Here is an 18,579-nt window from a genome sequence, read left to right as displayed (position 1 = left end):
CTCCATCAAAAAGGCACGTCGCCCAAAATCGTCGCGCGGTGCATCACCCGCCTTTGCGGTCGGTAATCATCAATCGCGTAATGCTGGGTAATGCGGTTATCCCAGAACGCTACATCATTCGCCTTCCATCGCCAACGCACGGTGAATTCCGGACGGCTCACGTGGCTGAACAATAACCGCAACAACGCATCACTTTCCGCCGCCTCAAGCTCATTGATCCGCGTGGTAAAGCCTTCATTCACAAACAACGCCTTGCGCCCGGTGGCAGGATGCGTCCTGACCATCGGGTGTGACAGCGGCGGGTGATCCTTCCGGGCTTTTTCGTAGCGCGCCAATGCTTCGGGCGTGCTGCCGAAGCGCTCGGTGGGAAATGATTTGGTCAATTCGTGGGTGGCGGTCAGGCCGTCGAGCAGTTGCCTGACGGGGGCCGATAACCCTTCAAACGCAGCCACGCCATTGGCCCACAACGTATCCCCGCCGAACGCAGGCACTTGCCTGGCCGCCAGCACGGAGCCCATCGCCGGTGCGGCGAGGAAGGTCACATCGGTGTGCCAGATGGCGTTGTCGCGGACATCGGTCACGGCGGTGTCGATCAGCAGCAGTTCCGGGTGCCGGTCAACGTGCGGGTAAATCGGATGCCGGTGCAAATCACCAAACCGCGCGGCAAATGCCACGTGCTGCCCGGGGGTAATGGCCTGGTTACGGAAGAACAACACCTGGTGCTGCAGCAGTGCTTGCTCCACCCAGTCGTGTTGTTGATCCGTCAGAGGCAGGGCCATATCCAGCCCCTCAACCTCCGCGCCGATGGTAGGGCCAAGGGGATGAAGCGTCAGGCCCATGATTATTCTCCGATGAACTTGTCGCTGACGAAGGCGGAATAGTCAGGCAGGACCTTTTCGATTTTTCCCTGTTCTTTCAGAAATTCGGCGGTCTTGCCGATTTCCCTGGCGGTGCCACCGGCGAGGTATTGCGCGCTTTTTTGTTCGGCGGCCGTCGGGAACGACGAGCCTTCGAGCAGCTCGGGAATGTCCGCAGCGTTGGCGCCTGTGAGTCGGGCGATGCTCTTCACGGGGGCAGAATCAGCGGTCCAGTCTTTTTTATGCGCGGCGTAATCGGCAATCGCCGCCAGGCTGACCCTGGCAAAATCGGCAACGACCTTCGGATTCTTTTCAGCGAAATCCTTGCGCGCTACCCACACCTCAAAGGTCGGGGCGCCCCAGTTGGAAACTTCGGCAGCATCCGTGAGGATCTGGCCGGTCTTACGGATTTCACCCAGGGCAGGCGACCAGGTAAACGCCCCGTCGATATCGCCACGGGCCCAGGCGGCGGTGATTTGTGCCGGTGTCAGGTTGACGATGTTGACTTTGCGCGGGTCCAGGTTCCAGTGCTTCAGCGCGCCCAGCAGGCTGTAATGGGAGGTCGACACAAAGGGCACGGCGATGGTTTTGCCGATCAGGTCATCAGGGGTCTTGATCCCGCTGCCGTCGCGAACCACCAGGGCCTCGGAACTGCGAATCTGCGCGCTGACAATGAACGCCACCAGCGGCATGTTTCGCGAAGCCGCCGCAGCCAACGGGCTGGAACCCAGGTTGCCGATCTGCACATCACCGGAAGCCATGGCGGCCAGGACGGCCGGGCCCGCGTCGAATCTGCGCCAATCGATCTTCTGGCCGATACCTTTTTCATATTCGCCATCGGCGATGGCGCGTTTGATCGGGTCGATGCCGTTGATGTAACCGATGGTGAGGTCAGCGGATTGAGCGCTTAGGGAGAGGACAGCGAGGCCCACGGCCGAGAGGAGGTTGCGGGCCAGTTTCAGCGTGTTCATTTTTATAGATTCCTGAGCGGATAAGGCTTGAACAGCGCGGACTCCGGCTCTCCAAGGGTCAACTCAGTTAGATGATATTGATCTATAAAAAATAAAATAAATAATTTTATGGAATTAGCTTAGAGCTTCTGCAGGAGCGATCAAGCTCGCTCCTGCAGGGTCATGTCACTCTTGAACATCCATGAACTCTTTGGCCCAGCTCACGTAGGTGTCGGGGAACGTGTAGGTGTGGGTCAGTTCGCTGGCGGTCAGGTTTGACGTGCTGCGCGTCAGGTTGCGCTGTTCGCGAAGGCTGTCGTAGGTGGCCTTGATCGAGGCGAAGTACGCGCCGTGCCCGGCAACCACAATCCGCACACCCAATTTGGCCAGGCGTTCGTTGTCATTGAGATGCGGGTTGGCGTAGGTCACCAGCATCAACGGCACCGTCAGGCCTTCGGCGATCTGTTCAAGGTGGTCGAAGTCACGGACACCCACCATGCAGATGCCGTCTGCGCCAGCCTCTTGATACGCCTTGGTGCGATGGATGACGTCTTCCACCGGCAGCACGGCGGCGTTGGTCCGGGCGATGATCGAAAGCTGCGGATCGACCCGGGCCTCCAGGGCCGCCTTGACCTTGCCCACGCCCTCTTCCGTGCTGATGAGGTCGGTGGATTTGCGCCCGAACTGCGCGGGCAGCAGGGTATCTTCAATGGTCAGCGCCGAGACGCCAGCACGCTCCAGTTCCTGAACGGTGCGCATCACGTTCAGTGCATTTCCGTAGCCGTGGTCGGCGTCGGCGATCACCGGAAGCTGCGCCACCCGGCCGATGCGGGTGGCCTGCTCGACGAACTCACTCAGGGTAATCAGCGCGAAGTCCGGTGCAGCCAGGACCTGTAATGACGCCACCGAGCCTCCCAGGATGCCGACTTCAAAGCCCAGGTCTGCAGCGATCCTGGCGGACATCGGGTCGAACACCGAGGCGGTGTGAAAGCAGTGTTGGGAGGCCAGCAGCTCGCGAAACGAGCGCCGTAGATCCTGGTGGGAAATTTTCGACATGTTCACTCCTCACTGTCGCCGTATACGCGGGAACGACCAGTGCCAATTCAAAAGTAAGGCTAGCGTATCACGCCGGAAAAAGATGGTTGATGACGTTTGAGAAACTTATACATCACGCTTGGCGGGGGGAAGCCCGCCGCCATTATTTCAACCGTCCCGCCTCACCCAGCCAGGTTGACGCGCCCTGGTGCAACCATTCGGTGGCGGCGGGATTGTGTTTGACCCGGCTATCCAGGAACGCCACACCCATGGCCTGAATCGCGGCCACCTGCTTGGGGTCCGGCGCCGGTTCGCCCGCCATCGGGCCGCCGCCGCCAGGTTTGGCGCCGTGCTTGTGCCCTCGCCCCTTGGGCGCGTCGCCAGACGAAGCACTGCCCTTGTCGGCCCTTTTCGCCGGCCGGCTGAACAGCTCGCTCCCGGACAAGGTCTTGTGCGTCGCACTGTTCAACTCCAGCTGAACACTGCCCGCCGCTGTCACCGACTCGCCCAACACCTCTCGCTGACGGTAAGAGCTGACCCAGTTGAACGGGTCTTCATCCTGCTGGCCGGTCATCGACAGCACGGGCGCCGTTATCCGGGCAAACACGTCCGGCCGGGCATCGGCGTCCACATAAGGGCTGAGCAGCAACACCGCCTTGGGTTGAAGCCCGACACCCGGGGTGGCCCCGGGCTCCAGCGCCCCGGCGAGTGCCTCAGCGGTCTGCGCGCCAAAATCAAAGCCGGCCACCACCACCTGGTTCCAGTCGATGGCCGCCAGTTGCGCGTCGCCTTTGGCGGCCCGTGCCCGAACTTCGCTCAGGACTTTCTGCAAGGTCGACAGCCTGTCACGCAGGGCGGCGGCGGAGTAATGACTGCTCGCCATCCCGCGAAAGTCGCCATATAACGCCTGCTGCGAGGCAAAGATCGACTGATCATGGGCGGGTTCCTGAACCGACAACACCGCATAACCGGCCTGCGCCCAAGCCTTGCGCCACGCCACCCCGCCCGAGGCCGGCTCACCCAACCCCGGCAAGTAGATAATCAGCGGCAAGCGCTCGTGGGTCACCGGTGCCAGCCACGCAACGTTCACCGGTTGCTTATCGAGCTGCCAGGTCGCGCCCCAGCCGGACGTTTCATAATGGGACGGTTGATACGCGGTGCTCAGTTCCTTGTTGACCCGCTCGCTGAATTCGGCCCGCGGGTTTGGCGGATCGCCCGCACACCCCGCAATCAATCCCAGGCTGCCCACCAGGGCGCTCACCGCCAGCCAGTACCGAGGTTGAAGGTTCATTCGATTCACACCGCCGTTCAGTTCAAGGTAACTGGCAGCCTAACCGACCCGCCGGCGAACGCAGCACCCGCGCAGGTAAAGAATGGGTAAAGCGTGACGGCACGATGGCCCTCTTCGCGGGTCTTTGTTTTATCAAAGCCGGAAAAATTTCAAGGAGACGCCTGTGAGCATCAGAGACAATCCCGAGGACTATCAGGATCTCAAGCGGGCCGTCGGTTTGCTGGAGTCACCCTCCCTGACGGCCAGGCTGTCCGGCATGATCGGCTCCCCGATTGAAAGCGCGGTAAAGGCATTGCCGGGGGTGGTTTCCAAACGGATCAATGGCGCGGTGGCGGCAGCGCTGCATTCATCCGCCGGCGCGGCGCTGAAAAGCCTGGACAACAGTCCGAGAAAACCGGCCTCGACCCGGCTGCACAAGGCTTTTGCGGCCACCTCGGGCGCCATCGGCGGGGCCTTCGGTTTCGCGGCGCTGTTTATCGAGCTGCCGATCTCCACCACCATCATGATGCGCGCGGTCGCCGACGTGGCGCGCAGCGAGGGTTTCGACCTGGGCGACTTTTCGACCAAACAAGCCTGCATCGAGGTGTTTGCCATGGGTGGCACCAGCCAGGCCGACGATGCAACGGAGACCGGTTACTACATGACCCGCAGCTTCACCACCCAGGCCATGCAACAACTGTCCAAGGAACTGGCGGGGATCGCCGCCAAGCAGGGCTCCAAGGCCATCAGCAGCTTGTCCCCGGGCCAAGCCGGGAAATGGCTGGCGATCCTGATCGATAAAGTCGCGACACGTTTTGGCTTTACCATTTCCAGCAAGTTCGCAGCCCAGGCCGTTCCGGTGATGGGCGCCTTTACCGGGGCGACGATCAATACGCTGTTCACCCACTTCTACCAGGACATGGCGCGGGGGCACTTCATCGTGAAACGGCTGGAAGAGAAATATGGTTTTGAGCCCATCAAGGATGCGTACATGGCCATCAAGGCGGCGCCCCGGGTGAACTAGAAGCGCGGAAATGCCGGAAAAATTTTTAATGCCGTGCATCCACTTCGCTGCCCCGCGCGTACATTCATCCGCAGGGCGCAAGAATTAGGGAGATACGCAGGAAGAGATCACCCGGACGCCATACCCTTGAGCTATCTGATGAATAGAAAAACAACATCATAATGATGGCACTGTCTGATACCTTGTTGTACGAACATAACCACTTTGAGGATTGTCATGGGCGAAGGCGCTCCTATTCCGCCGAATGAAATTGAACGGCTAAAAGAGGTCGCGAAATTTTGTCCAACCGACAGCGATAGTGATGATGTATTTGAAAAGATCGTCGAGATGGCGTCTGCCTATTACAACGCCCCCATCGCACTGATTTCAATTGTCGATAAACACCGGCAATGGTTCAGGGCACGCGTGGGAATTACAGAAACGCAGACACCGCGAGAAGTGTCTTTTTGCGCCTACTCTACCCTGGACAACGCCCTGTTGGAGGTGTCGGACGCAACGCTGGATGCCCGCTTCAAAGACAATCCCCTGGTCACGGGGCCGCCGCATATTCGTTATTACGCGGGCGCGCCATTGATCACGGAGGATGGCTTTACCCTGGGAAGTCTCTGCATCATTGATACTGTCCCCCGCCCTCCCATGAGCGAGCGTGACAGTGCAATGCTCAACGACTTTGCCGAACTGGTCATGATGCGCATACAGGGCATGCGGTCCCGCAACTTCGTAGACCAACCGACTGGGCTATTCAATCGACTCAGGCTTGAGGAAGATATACGTCAAGCGCTTAAGCTTGAAAACGCGTGCCATGTGTACGCAGTTGACATTATCTCGCCAAAGTTTCTCAACGATATTGTAAAGGCCCTGGGCTACAGCTTTGCCGGAGACCTGGTTCTGGCGATCAAATCTCGCCTGCAAAACCTGTTACCCGCGCAGTGCCTGCTTTACAAAATCAGCCCGACGCGGTTTGGCTTCATCCTTGAGGAGAATCAAACCACCGAGCACATCTGCGAAAGTATTCTCAAGGACTTCAAAAAGCCTGTTGAATGCCACGGCATCCCCATCCTCATGCAAGTCGGGATTGGCGTGCTGCCCATTCACCACTCCGGCCAGCAAGACTGGCTGCGCCTGCTGGTGAGTGCGGCAGATGAGGCGCGTGACCGCAAGCTGGGATGGTCTCTTTATGAACCCCAGTTTGATGCGGCTCAACAACGCGCGTTCATGCTGTTGAGTTCATTGCCGGAAGCGGTCAGCTGCGACAAACAGTTCAGCCTGGTGTATCAGCCCAAAGTCAAACTGCCCTCGGGAAGCTGTGATTCGGTAGAGGCATTGCTACGCTGGACCCATCCGTTGCTTGGCCCCATCAGCCCTGCCGAGTTCATCCCCCTGGCCGAAAAAACCGCGTTGATACCGTCCGTTGGATTATGGGTGCTCAACGCAATCATCCGGCAAGCCGCAGCCTGGAAAGCACAAGGCGTGCGCCTGCGAATAGCGATGAACATTACCGTCAGCGATCTGGAAAGCTCCGAGTTCGTGGACGCGATGATTCATGAGCTTCACCGGCATGACCTTGACCCTGCCGACTTTGAACTTGAGTTTACCGAAAGCATGTTGATGACCAACCCTGAGGAAGTCATCCGGCAACTGCAGCGCGTTCGGCAGATTGGCATAGAGGTCGCGGTTGATGATTTCGGCACGGGCTACAGCAACTGGGCGTACCTGAAGGAACTGCCGGCCACTACCGTCAAGCTGGATCAATCATTGATCAGCGGGCTGGGCAGCAATCAAAATGACAAGCAGTTGGTTAAAACCCTGATAGGCCTGGCGAAAGGGCTCGGCTACCGAGTCGTTGCCGAAGGCGTAGAAAACCAGGAAATCCTCGACCTCTTGATACAGTGGGGATGTTCCGAAGCGCAGGGCTACCTGATAGCAAAGCCCATGACCGCAACGGACCTGGAAACCTGGATAAGCCCAGGCCGCTAGCGAACAGGCCCACAGCGTGGGCCTGTAAACGTCAGGCGCCAGTGTCAGGCCAGTTCAAAGCGATCCAGATTCATCACCTTGGTCCAGGCCGCCACGAAGTCCTCGACGAACTTTTCCTCGGCGTCGGCACTGCCATAGACCTCGGACAGCGCCCTCAACTGGGCATGCGAACCGAACACCAGGTCGACCCGGGTGCCCGTCCACTTGACGGCACCGGTCTTGCGGTCATGCGCCTCAAAGGTATCGTGGCTGCCGGTGACTGGCTTCCATTCAACGCCCATGTCCAGCAGGTTCCTGAAGAAGTCATTGGTCAGGGTTCCCGGGCGCTCGGTGAACACCCCGTGCTTGCTTTCCCCGACATTTAGACCCAAGACCCGCAGTCCGCCCAACAGCACCGTCATTTCGGGTGCGGTCAATGTCAGCAGTTGCGCCTTGTCGATCAGCAACGCTTCGGCAGACACCTTGTAGTGCCCCTTCTGGTAGTTGCGAAAGCCATCGGCGACCGGTTCAAGGAAACCGAACGACTCGACATCCGTCTGCTCCTGGGAAGCATCCGTGCGCCCTGCCGTGAAAGGCACCGTGGTCTTGCGGCCGGCATTTTGGGCCGCCCGCTCAACCCCCACATTGCCCGCCAGCACGATCAGATCGGCCAGGGAAATCCTTTTGCCTCCCGTCTGTGCGGTATTGAAGTCGCCCTGAATAGCTTCGAGACGCTTCAGTACGCCCGACAGTTGCTCAGGCTGGTTGACCGCCCAGTCCTTCTGCGGAGCCAGGCGCAGGCGCCCGCCATTGGCTCCCCCGCGTTTATCGGAGCCGCGGAAGGTGGACGCCGCTGCCCATGCCGTCGAAACCAGCTGTGAGACCGTCAGCCCGGCGGCGAGAATCTTTTGCTTGAGCGCCGCCACATCCTGCTCATCCACCAGTGGATGATCGACCGCAGGAATCGGGTCCTGCCACAGCAACTCTTCCGCGGGGGTTTCCGGGCCGAGATAACGCGCAAGCGGGCCCATGTCGCGGTGGGTAAGCTTGAACCAGGCACGGGCAAAGGCGTCTGCCAGTTGGTCCGGGTTGGCCAGGAAACGTCGGGAGATCTGCTCGTACGCCGGATCGAAGCGCAGCGCCAGGTCCGAGGTCAGCATGCTCGGCGCATGCCGCCTGCCGGCGTCATGGGCATCCGGAACCTTGCCGGTGCCGGCACCGTTCTTCGGTGTCCACTGATGGGCGCCCGCCGGGCTCCTGGTCAGTTCCCATTCAAAGCCGAAGAGGTTTTCGAGGTACTCATTGCTCCATCTTGTCGGCGTCGAAGTCCAGGTCACCTCCAGCCCGCTGGTGATGGTGTCACCGCCCTTGCCGCTGCCGAAGCTGTTTTTCCAGCCCAGCCCCTGCTCTTCCAGGCCAGCCGATTCCGGTTCCGGGCCGACGTTATCCGCCGGACCTGCGCCGTGGGTCTTGCCGAAGGCGTGACCGCCGGCGATCAGGGCTACGGTCTCTTCGTCATTCATCGCCATGCGACCGAAGGTTTCACGGATATCCTTCGCCGAGGCAACCGGATCCGGAACACCTTCAGGCCCTTCCGGGTTCACGTAGATCAAGCCCATCTGCACAGCGGCGAGGGGATTTTCCAGGTTGCGCTCACCGCCCCCGGTGCGGCTTTCTTCGTTGCCATGGTTCTGCGGTTCAGCCACCAACGGACCATCACCCGGCTGCTGCATTTTCTTTTGCACGCCGTAACGCTCTTCTCCCCCCAGCCACGTGGTCTCGGCGCCCCAGTAAACGTCCTCGTCCGGCTCCCAGACATCCGGGCGACCGCCGGAGAACCCGAAGGTCTTGAACCCCATCGACTCCAGCGCAACGTTACCGGTGAGTACGATCAAATCGGCCCAGGAAATCCGCCGGCCGTACTTTTGCTTGACCGGCCAGATCAGGCGACGCGCCTTATCCAGGCTGACGTTGTCAGGCCAGCTGTTGAGCGGTGCAAAGCGCTGCTGACCGGAACCGGCACCGCCGCGACCGTCGGCGGTACGGTAGGTCCCGGCGCTGTGCCAGGCCATGCGAATGAACAGCGGGCCGTAATGGCCAAAGTCCGCCGGCCACCAGTCCTGGGATTGCGTCATGACATCGCGCAAATCCTGCTTGACCGCTTCGAAGTCAAGGCTCTTGAACGCCTTGGCGTAATCGAAGCCCTGACCCATGGGGTCGCTGAGGGAGGAATGCTGATGCAGGATCTTCAGGTTCAGTTGCTGGGGCCACCAGTCTCGGTTCGTGGTGCCGCCACCCGCAGCGTGGTTGAAAGGGCATTTCGATTCAGTTGACATGCTTGGCACACCTTTTAGTGACGTTTTCAAAGATTAGCCTCGTTCGCAGAAAACTCTAATAGCTGCAACGTTATCCCCTGATAGACCTGTTCTTGGGATTGAAAGCCGTCCTGGGGCCCCGCCCTGCATAAGAGCCACTGGGATCTCAAGACCAGAAAAAGCCATCCGCTCGACCTTTTATCGCGCGAACCCATCTTCAGTTTGCTTGCAGCTCTTGCGCTTGCGGTATTATGGTATACCATCATACACAAACCAATCAGCACCCAGGTGGAGCAGCCATGAGTTTTGAAATCCGCAAGATCGTCAGCTATGTAGAAGAAACCTTTATTGAAGGCGGCAAGGCCTCCGACACGCCAGTGACTATGGTGGGCCTGGCTGTCGTCCTGAAAAACCCGTGGCTGGGTCGCGGTTTTGTCGAAGACCTGAAACCGGAAATCCGTGCCAACTGCTCGGATCTCGGCGCACTGATGGTGGAGCGCCTGATTGGCATTATCGGTGGTGCAGACAACATCGAAGCCTATGGCAAGGCCGCCGTGGTCGGTGCCGACGGTGAAATCGAACACGCCTCGGCAATCATCCATACCCTGCGCTTTGGCAACCACTACCGCGAAGCGGTCAAGGCCAAGAGCTACCTGAGTTTTACCAACAAGCGCGGTGGCCCGGGCACATCGATTCAAATCCCGATGATGCACAAGGATGACGAAGGGCTGCGCTCGCACTACATCACCTTGGAAATGCAGATAGAAGATTCCCCGCGTGCCGACGAGATCGTGGTGGTCCTTGGGTGCGCCGACGGCGGCCGCCTGCACCCACGCATCGGCAACCGTTACATCGACCTGGAAGAGCTGGCAGCCGAGAAAGCCCAGTAAGCAAGACCGGTCACCCAAACAAAAAACATGCAGGAGCGCTCCATGATTCAGCTCACCGCTGATCGCACCCCGGCTGGCACCAGTTATCTGGCGACCGGCCAAGGCCAGCCTGTGGTTTTGATCCACGGCGTGGGCCTGAATAAAGAAATGTGGGGCGGGCAAGTCGTTGGCCTGGCCACGAATTATCGCGTGATCACCTATGACATGCTGGGCCATGGCGCCAGCCCACGCCCGGCTGCCGGCACCCCGCTGCTGGGGTATGCCGACCAGTTGCTGGAACTGCTCGACCACCTGCAACTGCCTCAGGCAACGGTGATCGGGTTTTCCATGGGCGGCCTGGTTGCGCGGGCGTTTGCCTTGCATTACCCCGAACGCCTGCAAGGCCTGGTGGTGCTCAACAGTGTGTTCAACCGCAGCGCCGAACAGCGTGCCGGGGTGATCGCACGCACTGCCCAGGCCGCCGAGCATGGCCCGGATGCGAATGCCGAAGCCGCGCTGTCACGCTGGTTCAGCCGCGAGTACCAGGCAGCCAACCCGGCGCAGATCGCTGCGCTGCGTGAAACCCTGGCGGGCAACGACCCCCAGGGCTACCTCACCACGTACGAGCTGTTCGCGACCCAGGACATGTACCGCGCCGACGACCTTAAGGGTTTGCGCACGCCGACCCTGGTCGCCACCGGTGAACTCGACCCGGGCTCGACCCCGGAGATGGCCCGGCAACTGGCCGATCGCATTCCCGGTGCGACGGTTGCAGTGCTGGCCGAGCAACGGCATATGATGCCAGTGGAATCGCCGCGGCTGGTCAACCAACTGCTGCTGGGCTTTCTTGACACGGTGTACACCCAAAAAAATCCAATAAAGGGGATCGTTGCATGACACTCGCACGCTTCCAGATGTGCATCGGCGGTGAATGGGTCGATGCCCTGTCCGGCAAGACTTTCGACAGCCTCAACCCGGCCCTGGCCGAACCCTGGGCGCAACTGCCCGACGCCGACGAGACGGATGTGGAGCGCGCCGTGCAGGCCGCGCAAAGCGCCTTCGACAGCCCGGCCTGGCGTGGCCTCACCGCTACCGCGCGGGGCAAACTGCTGCGCCGCCTGGGAGATTTGATTGCCGAAAACAAGGAACAACTGGCACAGCTCGAAAGCCGCGACAATGGCAAGCTGATCCGCGAGACACGCGGTCAGGTCAGTTACCTGCCGGAGTTCTTCCATTACACGGCAGGCCTGGCCGACAAGCTTGAGGGCGGCACCCTGCCGCTGGACAAGCCGGACCTCTTCGCCTACACCGTGCACGAAGCCATGGGCGTGGTGGCCGCGATCATTCCATGGAACAGCCCGCTGTACTTGACCGCGATCAAACTCGCGCCGGCCCTGGCAGCGGGTAATACCATCGTGATCAAACCGTCGGAGCACGCCTCGGCGACCATCCTCGAACTGGCGCGCCTGGCCCTGGAGGCTGGCATTCCGCCGGGCGTGGTCAATGTGGTGACTGGCTACGGCCCAAGCACCGGCGCCGCCCTCACCCGCCACCCTTTGGTGCGCAAGATCGCCTTTACCGGCGGCGCAGCCACGGCGCGGCACGTAGTACGCAGCAGCGCCGAGAACTTCGCCAAGCTGTCGCTGGAACTGGGCGGCAAGTCACCGAACATCATCTTTGCCGATGCCGACCTCGACAGCGCCATCAATGGTGCGATTGCCGGGATATACGCGGCGTCGGGGCAAAGCTGTGTGTCTGGCTCGCGCCTGCTGGTGCAGGATGAAATCTACGACGAATTCGTCGAGCGCCTGGTAGAGCGCGCCAAACGCATTCGCATCGGCAACCCGCAGGACGACGCCAGTGAAATGGGCCCCATGGCCACCGCACAGCAACTGGCCGTGGTCGAAGGCCTGGTGGCGGATGCCATCGCTGAAGGTGCGCGCCTGCGTACCGGTGGCAAGCGTCCGCAGAACCTGGGCGAAGGCTGGTTCTATGAGCCGACCCTGTTCGAGTGCGACCGCAACTCGATGAAGATCATGCAGGAAGAAGTGTTCGGCCCGGTGGCCTCGGTCATCCGTTTCAAGGACGAAGCCGAAGCCCTGGCCATCGCCAACGACTCTCAGTTCGGCCTCGCCGCCGGCATCTGGACCCGCGACCTCGGTCGTGCCCACCGCCTGGCCCGCGACGTGCGTTCGGGGATTATCTGGGTCAACACCTACCGCGCCGTCTCGGCCATGGCGCCCATTGGCGGCTTCAAGAACAGCGGCTATGGACGTGAAAGTGGCATCGATTCGGTACTGGCTTACACCGAGCTGAAGACGGTGTGGATCAACCTTTCCCAGGCGCCCATGCCTGATCCTTTTGTGATGCGTTAAGAGACCCCGACCATGATCGAACCCGGCATTTACAAAGACGTCATGAGTTCATTCCCGTCCGGGGTGACGGTCGTCACTACCCTCGACCCGGATGGCGGCATCGTCGGCATCACCGCCAGCGCATTCAGTGCGCTGTCGATCGACCCGGCACTGGTCCTGTTCTGCCCCAACTATGCATCGGACACCTATCCGATCCTGCGCGACAGCAAGCGCTTTGCGATTCATTTGCTGTCCGCCGACCAGACCGCCGAAGCCTATGCCTTTGCCAGCAAGGGCAAGGAAAAGGCCAAGGGCATCGAGTGGCACTTGAGCGAACTGGGCAATCCGCTGCTGGCCAAGGCCACGGCGATCATCGAGTGCGAGTTGTGGCGCGAATACGACGGTGGCGATCACGCGATCATCGTCGGAGCGGTGAAAAACCTGATCCTGCCCGAGCAACCGGTCACACCGATGATCTACCACAAGGGCAAGCTGGGCCCGCTGCCCACCCTGGCCTGAGGAGCTGATTGATGAGCGACGACAAGTACCAACGGGGCCTGAAAATCCGTACGCAAGTGCTGGGCGAAGCCTATGTGCAACGTTCGATCGAGAACGCCGACGACTTCACTCGCCCCCTGCAGGAGATGGTCACCGAATACTGCTGGGGCCATGTGTGGGGCCGTGAGGGTTTGTCGCTTAAAGAACGCAGCATGATAAACTTGGCGATGATTTCGGCCCTCAATCGGCCCCATGAACTCAAGCTGCACGTGCGCGGCGCCTTGCGTAACGGGCTGAGTCGTGAACAAATACGCGAAATTCTGCTTCAGGTCGGCATTTATTGCGGGGTTCCCGCCGCCGTGGACAGTTTCCGACTGGCCCGTGAAGCCTTCGCTGAAACCGACGCCGAGGCCTCCAGTTAACCGCAACATTCAGAGCAGCCCCCATGAAACGCCTGCCACTCGACGACAGCTTCAAGGTCAATCACAACCCGGTCACCCTGCGCGAAATCGTGCTGGCAAAACTGCGCAGCGCCATCATGAACTTCCAACTGCTGCCGGGTGACCGCCTGGTGGAACGCGACCTTTGCGACCGCCTCGGCGTCAGCCGCACCTCGGTGCGCGAAGCCTTGCGCCACCTGGAGTCCGAAGGCCTGGTGGAGTTCGCCGATGCCAAGGGCCCGCAAGTGGCGATCATCACCCTGGCCGATGCCGTCGACATCTATGAACTGCGTTGCGTGCTCGAAGGCTTGATCGTGCAGTTGTTCACCCTGCGCGCCAAGGCCAAGGACATCAAGGCACTGGAAAAAGCCCTCGAGGAAAACCGCAAGGCCCTCAAGGACGGTGAGCTGCAACAGGTCATTGATTCGGTACAAGGATTCTACGACGTGTTGCTCGAAGGCTCCGGCAACCACGTGGCGGCCACCCAACTGCGTCAGTTGCAGGCACGTATCAGCTACTTGCGCGCGACCTCGGTATCCCAGGAAAACCGTCGCGGTACCAGCAACCAGGAAATGGAGCGTATGGTCCAGGCGATCAAGAGCGGCGACCCGCTCGCCGCCCACCAGGCCTGTGTCGACCACGTGCGCGCCGCCGCCGCCGTGGCCCTGGATTACCTCAAGCGCAAGCAGGAAGAGACCGGCAAGATCCCCGAGATCACACTGCCCATCGCCCTCAAAGAACCGCGCATAGGTCACTGACCATGCCCAGCCCCAGTTTTTGCCCGACATGTGGCAGCAGTGACCTCGGTCACCAGCTGCCACCGGGTGATACCCATGAGCGCCTGATGTGCCGGGGCTGCGGCTACATCCACTACATCAACCCGAAGATTATCGCCGGCTGCATCATCGAGCAGGACGGCAAATATCTGCTTTGCCAGCGGGCCATCCCGCCGCGTCCTGGCACCTGGACGCTGCCGGCCGGCTTCATGGAAGGTGGCGAAACCACTGAACAGGCCGCACTACGCGAAGTCTGGGAAGAAAGCGGCGTACGCGCGGAGATCCTCTCGCCCTACTCGATTTTCAGCGTGCCGAAGATCAGCGAGGTGTACATCATCTTCCGCGCCATCGCGCTGCAGATCACCGGCCAGTTCGGGCCGGAGACCCTCGACTACAAGTTCTTCGCGCCCGAGGACATTCCCTGGGACAGCATCTACTACCCGGCGATCCGGCAGATCCTCGAGCGTTATATCGAGGAACGCCAGGCTGGGGTGTATGGCATCTACATCGGTAACGACGACAGCGGCAAGATTCACTTCATCCGCTGATCGTCAGACCCGACACGGATCAAAAATGTGATGTATGCCTGATACCCCTAAGGCACCAGCCCTTCCACGATGATGATCTGCGCCTCGCCCGCCCCTTCACGACGCGCCTTTGCCTCCTGATACTCCGCAGACTCATAACAGGCCAGCGCCTGCTCGTAGCTGTCGAACTCGATCACCACATTACGTTGCCTGGCAGGCCCGCCTTCCATCGCGGCGCTGCGCCCGCCCCTGGCCAGGAAGCGCCCGCCAAACTTCGCGAAGGCCGCAGGCGCGCGCTGGGTGTACTGCGTGTACTGCTCTGCATCGGACACATTTACATGGGCAATCCAGTAAGCCTTCATCGTGACATCCTCTTGCTTGGTTTTGTGGTATACCATAATACATACAACCAATAAATCGAGCAGCCACCATGTCTTTCAACAACATCGCAGACATCATCGAAGACTACCGCCAAGGCAAAATGGTGCTCCTGGTGGACGACGAGGATCGGGAGAACGAAGGCGACCTGTTGCTGCCCGCGGTGTGCTGCACCGCCGAGACTATCAGCTTCATGGCCCGGGAAGCGCGTGGCCTGATTTGCCTGACCCTCACCGACGAACACTGCCAGCGCCTCGGCCTGCAGCAGATGGTGCCGAGCAATGGCAGCGTGTTCAGCACCGCGTTTACCGTGTCCATCGAAGCCGCCACCGGCGTGACCACCGGCATCTCCGCCGCCGACCGGGCGCGCACGGTGGCCGCGGCCGTGAATGCCGATGCGGGGCCGGCCGACATCGTGCAACCGGGGCATATTTTCCCGTTGCGCGCCAAGGATGGCGGCGTGTTGACGCGCGCCGGGCACACCGAAGCCGGTTGCGACCTGGCGCGCCTGGCCGGGCACACACCAGCCTCGGTGATCGTCGAAGTGATGAACGATGACGGCACCATGGCACGTCGCCCTGACCTTGAGGTGTTCGCGCACAAGCATGGGATCAAGATCGGCACCATCGCCGATCTGATCCACTACCGCCTCAGTACCGAGCGCACCGTAGTGCGCATCGGCGAGCGCGACCTGCCCACAGTGCACGGCACGTTCCGCCTGATCACCTTTGAGGACCGCATTGATGGCGGCGTGCACATGGCGATGGTCATGGGGCAGTTACACCGCGACACGCCCGCCCTGGTGCGCGTGCACGTGATCGACCCGCTGCGCGACCTGGTGGGCGCCGAGTATAGCGGCCCCTCCAACTGGACCTTATGGGCCGCCCTGCAACGCGTCGCGGCAGAAGGCAGCGGCGTGGTGGTGGTGCTGGCCAATCATGAATCCTCCCAGGCCCTGCTCGAACGCGTCCCGCAGTTGACCCAGACGCCGCGCCAGTTCAGCCGTTCGCAGTCGCGGATCTATTCGGAAGTCGGCACCGGCGCGCAGATATTGCAGGACCTTGGCGTCTGCAAGCTGCGCCACCTTGGCCCTCCGCTGAAATACGCCGGGCTGACAGGCTACGACCTGGAGGTGGTGGAGAGCATTCCGTTCACCGAATGACGGATAACCGGTAAGGCAAAGTGCTTGCACAAAGCTTGGAATACCATAATATGACATTCCATCGACCGAGTACTTTTGCCAAGTGCGCATGCCAGGGATAGCGCCAGTAACAAGCCTTGGTACGGTCGACTTTTGAGGCTTCGCAATAGAGGCTTCGAGAGACCTACTGCTCCCGATAGGCGGGCATTACCAGGCCCGCTCAATAACAAAACAAATGAGGGCGTGAAAATGGTGTTGAACAAACGTGCAACCGCGATGCTGTTCGCGGGTTTGCTGGCCACGGCCACTCACGCGGCCCTGGCGGCCGAAAGCGTCAATTTCGTGAGCTGGGGCGGTAGCACCCAGGATGCGCAAAAGCAGGCGTGGGCCGATCCTTTCAGCAAGGCCAGCGGGATCACTGTGGTGCAGGACGGTCCCACCGACTATGGCAAGCTCAAGGCCATGGTCGAGAGCGGCAACGTGCAGTGGGACGTGGTAGACGTGGAGGCTGACTTCGCCTTGCGCGCCGCCGCTGAAGGGCTGCTCGAACCCCTGGATTTTTCGGTGATCCAGCGCGACAAGATCGACCCGCGGTTTGTCTCCGACCATGGCGTCGGCTCGTTTTTCTTCTCCTTCGTACTCGGCTACAACGAGGGCAAGCTCGGCGCTGGCAAGCCACAGGACTGGGCCGCGCTGTTCGACACCAAAACCTACCCCGGCAAACGTGCCCTCTACAAATGGCCAAGCCCTGGCGTGCTCGAACTGGCGCTGCTGGCTGACGGCGTTCCAGCCGACAAGCTCTACCCCCTGGACCTGGACCGCGCCTTCAAGAAACTCGACACCATCAAGAAAGACATCGTCTGGTGGGGCGGCGGCGCACAGTCCCAGCAACTGCTGGCCTCGGGCGAAGTCAGCATGGGTCAGTTCTGGAACGGCCGCATTCATGCCCTGCAGGAAGATGGCGCACCCGTAGGCGTAAGCTGGAAACAGAATCTGGTGATGGCGGACATCCTGGTCGTGCCTAAAGGCAGCAAAAACAAAGGCGCGGCGATGAAGTTCCTGGCCAGTGCCAGCAGCGCCAAGGGCCAGGCCGACTTCTCTAACCTGACCGCTTATGCACCGGTGAACATCGACAGTGTGCAGCGCCTGGACTCAGTGCTGGCGCCCAACCTGCCGACGGCGTATGCCAAGGACCAGATCACCCTCGATTTCGCCTACTGGGCCAAGAACGGTCCGGCCATTGCGACACGGTGGAATGAATGGCTAGTCAAATGAAAATGACGGCAACCACGCCGACCGGGAGCGCCCTCGGCGTTGCTGGCGCAGTTTCCTGCAAACCAGGTGCGCCATCCCTGGCGCAGCGCTGGCGGGGGTCGAGCAACCTGATCCCGGCGCTGCTGTTCCTCGGCCTGTTCTTCCTCGCGCCGCTGATCGGCCTGTTGCTGCGCGGCGTGCTGGAGCCCGTACCGGGCCTTGGCAACTATGAGCAACTGTTCGCTAACTCGGCATACGCCCGGGTACTGCTCAATACCTTTTCGGTGGCCGGCCTGGTGACCCTGTTCAGCCTGTTGCTGGGCTTCCCGCTGGCCTGGGTGATTACCCTGGTACCACGCGGCTGGGGGCGCTGGATCCTGAACATCGTGCTGCTGTCGATGTGGACCAGCCTGCTCGCCCGCACCTATTCATGGCTGGTATTGCTGCAAGCCTCCGGGGTGATCAACAAGGCACTGATGGCGATGGGCATCATCGACCAGCCGCTGGAGATGGTGCACAACCTGACCGGCGTGGTGATCGGTATGAGCTACATCATGATCCCGTTCATTGTGCTGCCATTGCAGGCAACCATGCAGGCCATCGACCCGATGATCCTGCAGGCCGGCTCCATCTGCGGTGCCAGCCCTTGGACCAACTTCTTCCGGGTGTTCCTGCCGCTGTGCCGACCGGGGTTGTTTTCCGGCGGCTTGATGGTGTTTGTGATGTCCCTCGGTTACTACGTCACCCCGGCGCTGCTCGGCGGCGCGCAGAACATGATGCTGCCTGAGTTCATCATCCAGCAGGTGCAGTCGTTCCTCAACTGGGGCCTGGCGAGTGCCGGCGCCGCATTGCTGATCTTTATCACGCTGGTGCTGTTCTACTTCTACCTGAAGCTTCAGCCGGAATCCCCGGTTGGCGCCAGCAACGCGAGGTAA

18 protein-coding genes are annotated in these 18,579 nt (G+C 60.8%); 12 read left to right on the top strand and 6 right to left on the bottom strand.

Annotated features, from left to right (window positions below):
• Positions 1–5: 5 nt before the first annotated feature.
• From tauD to HX817_RS10075, 4 genes are all read right to left on the bottom strand, one after another.
• Positions 6–839 (bottom strand): taurine dioxygenase, encoded by an 834-nt coding sequence (gene tauD / locus HX817_RS10090; RefSeq protein WP_177040180.1) that lies wholly within the window; start codon positions 837–839, stop codon positions 6–8.
• A 2-nt stretch (positions 840–841) separates the two neighbouring features.
• Complete coding sequence (gene tauA, locus HX817_RS10085; RefSeq protein ID WP_177040179.1) at positions 842–1,828, bottom strand: taurine ABC transporter substrate-binding protein; 987 nt, start codon at positions 1,826–1,828, stop codon at positions 842–844.
• Between the two features lie 165 nt (positions 1,829–1,993).
• Positions 1,994–2,863, bottom strand: a complete 870-nt coding sequence (locus HX817_RS10080; RefSeq protein ID WP_003208921.1) for an oxaloacetate decarboxylase — start codon at positions 2,861–2,863, stop codon at positions 1,994–1,996.
• Between the two features lie 142 nt (positions 2,864–3,005).
• Complete coding sequence (locus tag HX817_RS10075) at positions 3,006–4,133, bottom strand: alpha/beta hydrolase (RefSeq protein ID WP_177040178.1); 1,128 nt, start codon at positions 4,131–4,133, stop codon at positions 3,006–3,008.
• 163 nt (positions 4,134–4,296) lie between these two features.
• On the opposite strand from HX817_RS10075, the gene HX817_RS10070 reads away from it, so the two are divergent.
• Both HX817_RS10070 and HX817_RS10065 read left to right on the top strand, forming a co-directional pair.
• On the top strand, positions 4,297–5,136 hold the full coding sequence (locus HX817_RS10070) for an EcsC family protein (protein WP_003208925.1): 840 nt from the start codon (positions 4,297–4,299) through the stop codon (positions 5,134–5,136).
• Between the two features lie 216 nt (positions 5,137–5,352).
• On the top strand, positions 5,353–7,113 hold the full coding sequence (locus tag HX817_RS10065) for an EAL domain-containing protein (protein WP_008436073.1): 1,761 nt from the start codon (positions 5,353–5,355) through the stop codon (positions 7,111–7,113).
• 44 nt (positions 7,114–7,157) lie between these two features.
• Here the strand turns inward: HX817_RS10065 and katG are convergent, their stop codons facing one another.
• Positions 7,158–9,428, bottom strand: coding sequence for a catalase/peroxidase HPI (gene katG / locus HX817_RS10060; RefSeq protein ID WP_177040177.1), 2,271 nt, complete (start codon positions 9,426–9,428; stop codon positions 7,158–7,160).
• A 278-nt stretch (positions 9,429–9,706) separates the two neighbouring features.
• Between katG and HX817_RS10055 the strand changes: the two genes are divergently transcribed.
• Genes HX817_RS10055 through HX817_RS10025 form a run of 7 tightly spaced genes read left to right on the top strand, consistent with a single transcriptional unit; the run spans position 9,707 to position 14,892 of the window.
• Positions 9,707–10,297, top strand: a complete 591-nt coding sequence (locus HX817_RS10055; protein ID WP_087694298.1) for an amino acid synthesis family protein — start codon at positions 9,707–9,709, stop codon at positions 10,295–10,297.
• A gap of 42 nt (positions 10,298–10,339) precedes the next feature.
• Positions 10,340–11,173, top strand: coding sequence for an alpha/beta fold hydrolase (locus HX817_RS10050; RefSeq protein WP_087694299.1), 834 nt, complete (start codon positions 10,340–10,342; stop codon positions 11,171–11,173).
• Positions 11,170–12,651 carry an aldehyde dehydrogenase gene (locus tag HX817_RS10045; protein WP_087694300.1) on the top strand — a complete coding sequence of 494 codons (1,482 nt, stop codon included), beginning with the start codon at positions 11,170–11,172 and terminating at the stop codon, positions 12,649–12,651. The genes HX817_RS10050 and HX817_RS10045 overlap by 4 nt, the downstream gene beginning before the upstream one ends.
• 12 nt (positions 12,652–12,663) lie before the next feature.
• Complete coding sequence (locus HX817_RS10040; RefSeq protein WP_010567340.1) at positions 12,664–13,149, top strand: flavin reductase family protein; 486 nt, start codon at positions 12,664–12,666, stop codon at positions 13,147–13,149.
• Positions 13,150–13,160: 11 nt separating this feature from the next.
• A complete protein-coding gene (locus HX817_RS10035; protein WP_087694301.1) occupies positions 13,161–13,550 on the top strand; it encodes a carboxymuconolactone decarboxylase family protein in 390 nt (129 codons plus the stop codon).
• Positions 13,551–13,573: 23 nt separating this feature from the next.
• Entirely contained in the window at positions 13,574–14,326 is a 753-nt protein-coding gene (locus HX817_RS10030; RefSeq protein WP_087694302.1) for a GntR family transcriptional regulator, read from the top strand.
• 2 nt (positions 14,327–14,328) lie between these two features.
• Positions 14,329–14,892, top strand: a complete 564-nt coding sequence (locus HX817_RS10025; RefSeq protein WP_087694303.1) for an NUDIX hydrolase — start codon at positions 14,329–14,331, stop codon at positions 14,890–14,892.
• Positions 14,893–14,939: 47 nt separating this feature from the next.
• On the opposite strand, the gene HX817_RS10020 is transcribed toward HX817_RS10025, so the two are convergent.
• Entirely contained in the window at positions 14,940–15,233 is a 294-nt protein-coding gene (locus HX817_RS10020) for a DUF1330 domain-containing protein (RefSeq protein ID WP_087694313.1), read from the bottom strand.
• A gap of 68 nt (positions 15,234–15,301) precedes the next feature.
• Between HX817_RS10020 and ribBA the strand changes: the two genes are divergently transcribed.
• From ribBA to HX817_RS10005, 3 genes are all read left to right on the top strand, one after another.
• Positions 15,302–16,411 carry a bifunctional 3,4-dihydroxy-2-butanone-4-phosphate synthase/GTP cyclohydrolase II gene (ribBA, locus tag HX817_RS10015; protein WP_087694304.1) on the top strand — a complete coding sequence of 370 codons (1,110 nt, stop codon included), beginning with the start codon at positions 15,302–15,304 and terminating at the stop codon, positions 16,409–16,411.
• A gap of 228 nt (positions 16,412–16,639) precedes the next feature.
• The gene (locus HX817_RS10010) at positions 16,640–17,665 is read left to right on the top strand and encodes an ABC transporter substrate-binding protein (protein WP_087694314.1); all 1,026 of its coding nucleotides are present in this window, start codon (positions 16,640–16,642) and stop codon (positions 17,663–17,665) included.
• A complete protein-coding gene (locus tag HX817_RS10005; RefSeq protein WP_168197505.1) occupies positions 17,662–18,579 on the top strand; it encodes an ABC transporter permease in 918 nt (305 codons plus the stop codon). Before HX817_RS10010 ends, HX817_RS10005 begins: the two co-directional genes overlap by 4 nt.

The sequence above is a fragment of the Pseudomonas sp. C6002 genome (genome assembly GCF_013385805.1).
Classification (GTDB): Bacteria; Pseudomonadota; Gammaproteobacteria; order Pseudomonadales; family Pseudomonadaceae; genus Aquipseudomonas.
This window is presented reverse-complemented; position numbering and strand designations above follow the sequence as displayed.

Excerpts from the sequence above, each read along its gene's own strand:
- tauD (WP_177040180.1), bottom strand. The coding sequence starts at position 839 with ATGGGCCTGACGCTTCATCCCCTTGGCCCTACCATCGGCGCGGAGGTT.
- tauA (WP_177040179.1), bottom strand. The coding sequence starts at position 1,828 with ATGAACACGCTGAAACTGGCCCGCAACCTCCTCTCGGCCGTGGGCCTC.
- HX817_RS10080 (WP_003208921.1), bottom strand. The coding sequence starts at position 2,863 with ATGTCGAAAATTTCCCACCAGGATCTACGGCGCTCGTTTCGCGAGCTG.
- HX817_RS10075 (WP_177040178.1), bottom strand. The coding sequence starts at position 4,133 with ATGAACCTTCAACCTCGGTACTGGCTGGCGGTGAGCGCCCTGGTGGGC.
- HX817_RS10065 (WP_008436073.1), top strand. The coding sequence starts at position 5,353 with ATGGGCGAAGGCGCTCCTATTCCGCCGAATGAAATTGAACGGCTAAAA.
- katG (WP_177040177.1), bottom strand. The coding sequence starts at position 9,428 with ATGTCAACTGAATCGAAATGCCCTTTCAACCACGCTGCGGGTGGCGGC.
- HX817_RS10055 (WP_087694298.1), top strand. The coding sequence starts at position 9,707 with ATGAGTTTTGAAATCCGCAAGATCGTCAGCTATGTAGAAGAAACCTTT.
- HX817_RS10050 (WP_087694299.1), top strand. The coding sequence starts at position 10,340 with ATGATTCAGCTCACCGCTGATCGCACCCCGGCTGGCACCAGTTATCTG.
- HX817_RS10045 (WP_087694300.1), top strand. The coding sequence starts at position 11,170 with ATGACACTCGCACGCTTCCAGATGTGCATCGGCGGTGAATGGGTCGAT.
- HX817_RS10040 (WP_010567340.1), top strand. The coding sequence starts at position 12,664 with ATGATCGAACCCGGCATTTACAAAGACGTCATGAGTTCATTCCCGTCC.
- HX817_RS10035 (WP_087694301.1), top strand. The coding sequence starts at position 13,161 with ATGAGCGACGACAAGTACCAACGGGGCCTGAAAATCCGTACGCAAGTG.
- HX817_RS10030 (WP_087694302.1), top strand. The coding sequence starts at position 13,574 with ATGAAACGCCTGCCACTCGACGACAGCTTCAAGGTCAATCACAACCCG.
- HX817_RS10025 (WP_087694303.1), top strand. The coding sequence starts at position 14,329 with ATGCCCAGCCCCAGTTTTTGCCCGACATGTGGCAGCAGTGACCTCGGT.
- HX817_RS10020 (WP_087694313.1), bottom strand. The coding sequence starts at position 15,233 with ATGAAGGCTTACTGGATTGCCCATGTAAATGTGTCCGATGCAGAGCAG.
- ribBA (WP_087694304.1), top strand. The coding sequence starts at position 15,302 with ATGTCTTTCAACAACATCGCAGACATCATCGAAGACTACCGCCAAGGC.
- HX817_RS10010 (WP_087694314.1), top strand. The coding sequence starts at position 16,640 with ATGGTGTTGAACAAACGTGCAACCGCGATGCTGTTCGCGGGTTTGCTG.
- HX817_RS10005 (WP_168197505.1), top strand. The coding sequence starts at position 17,662 with ATGAAAATGACGGCAACCACGCCGACCGGGAGCGCCCTCGGCGTTGCT.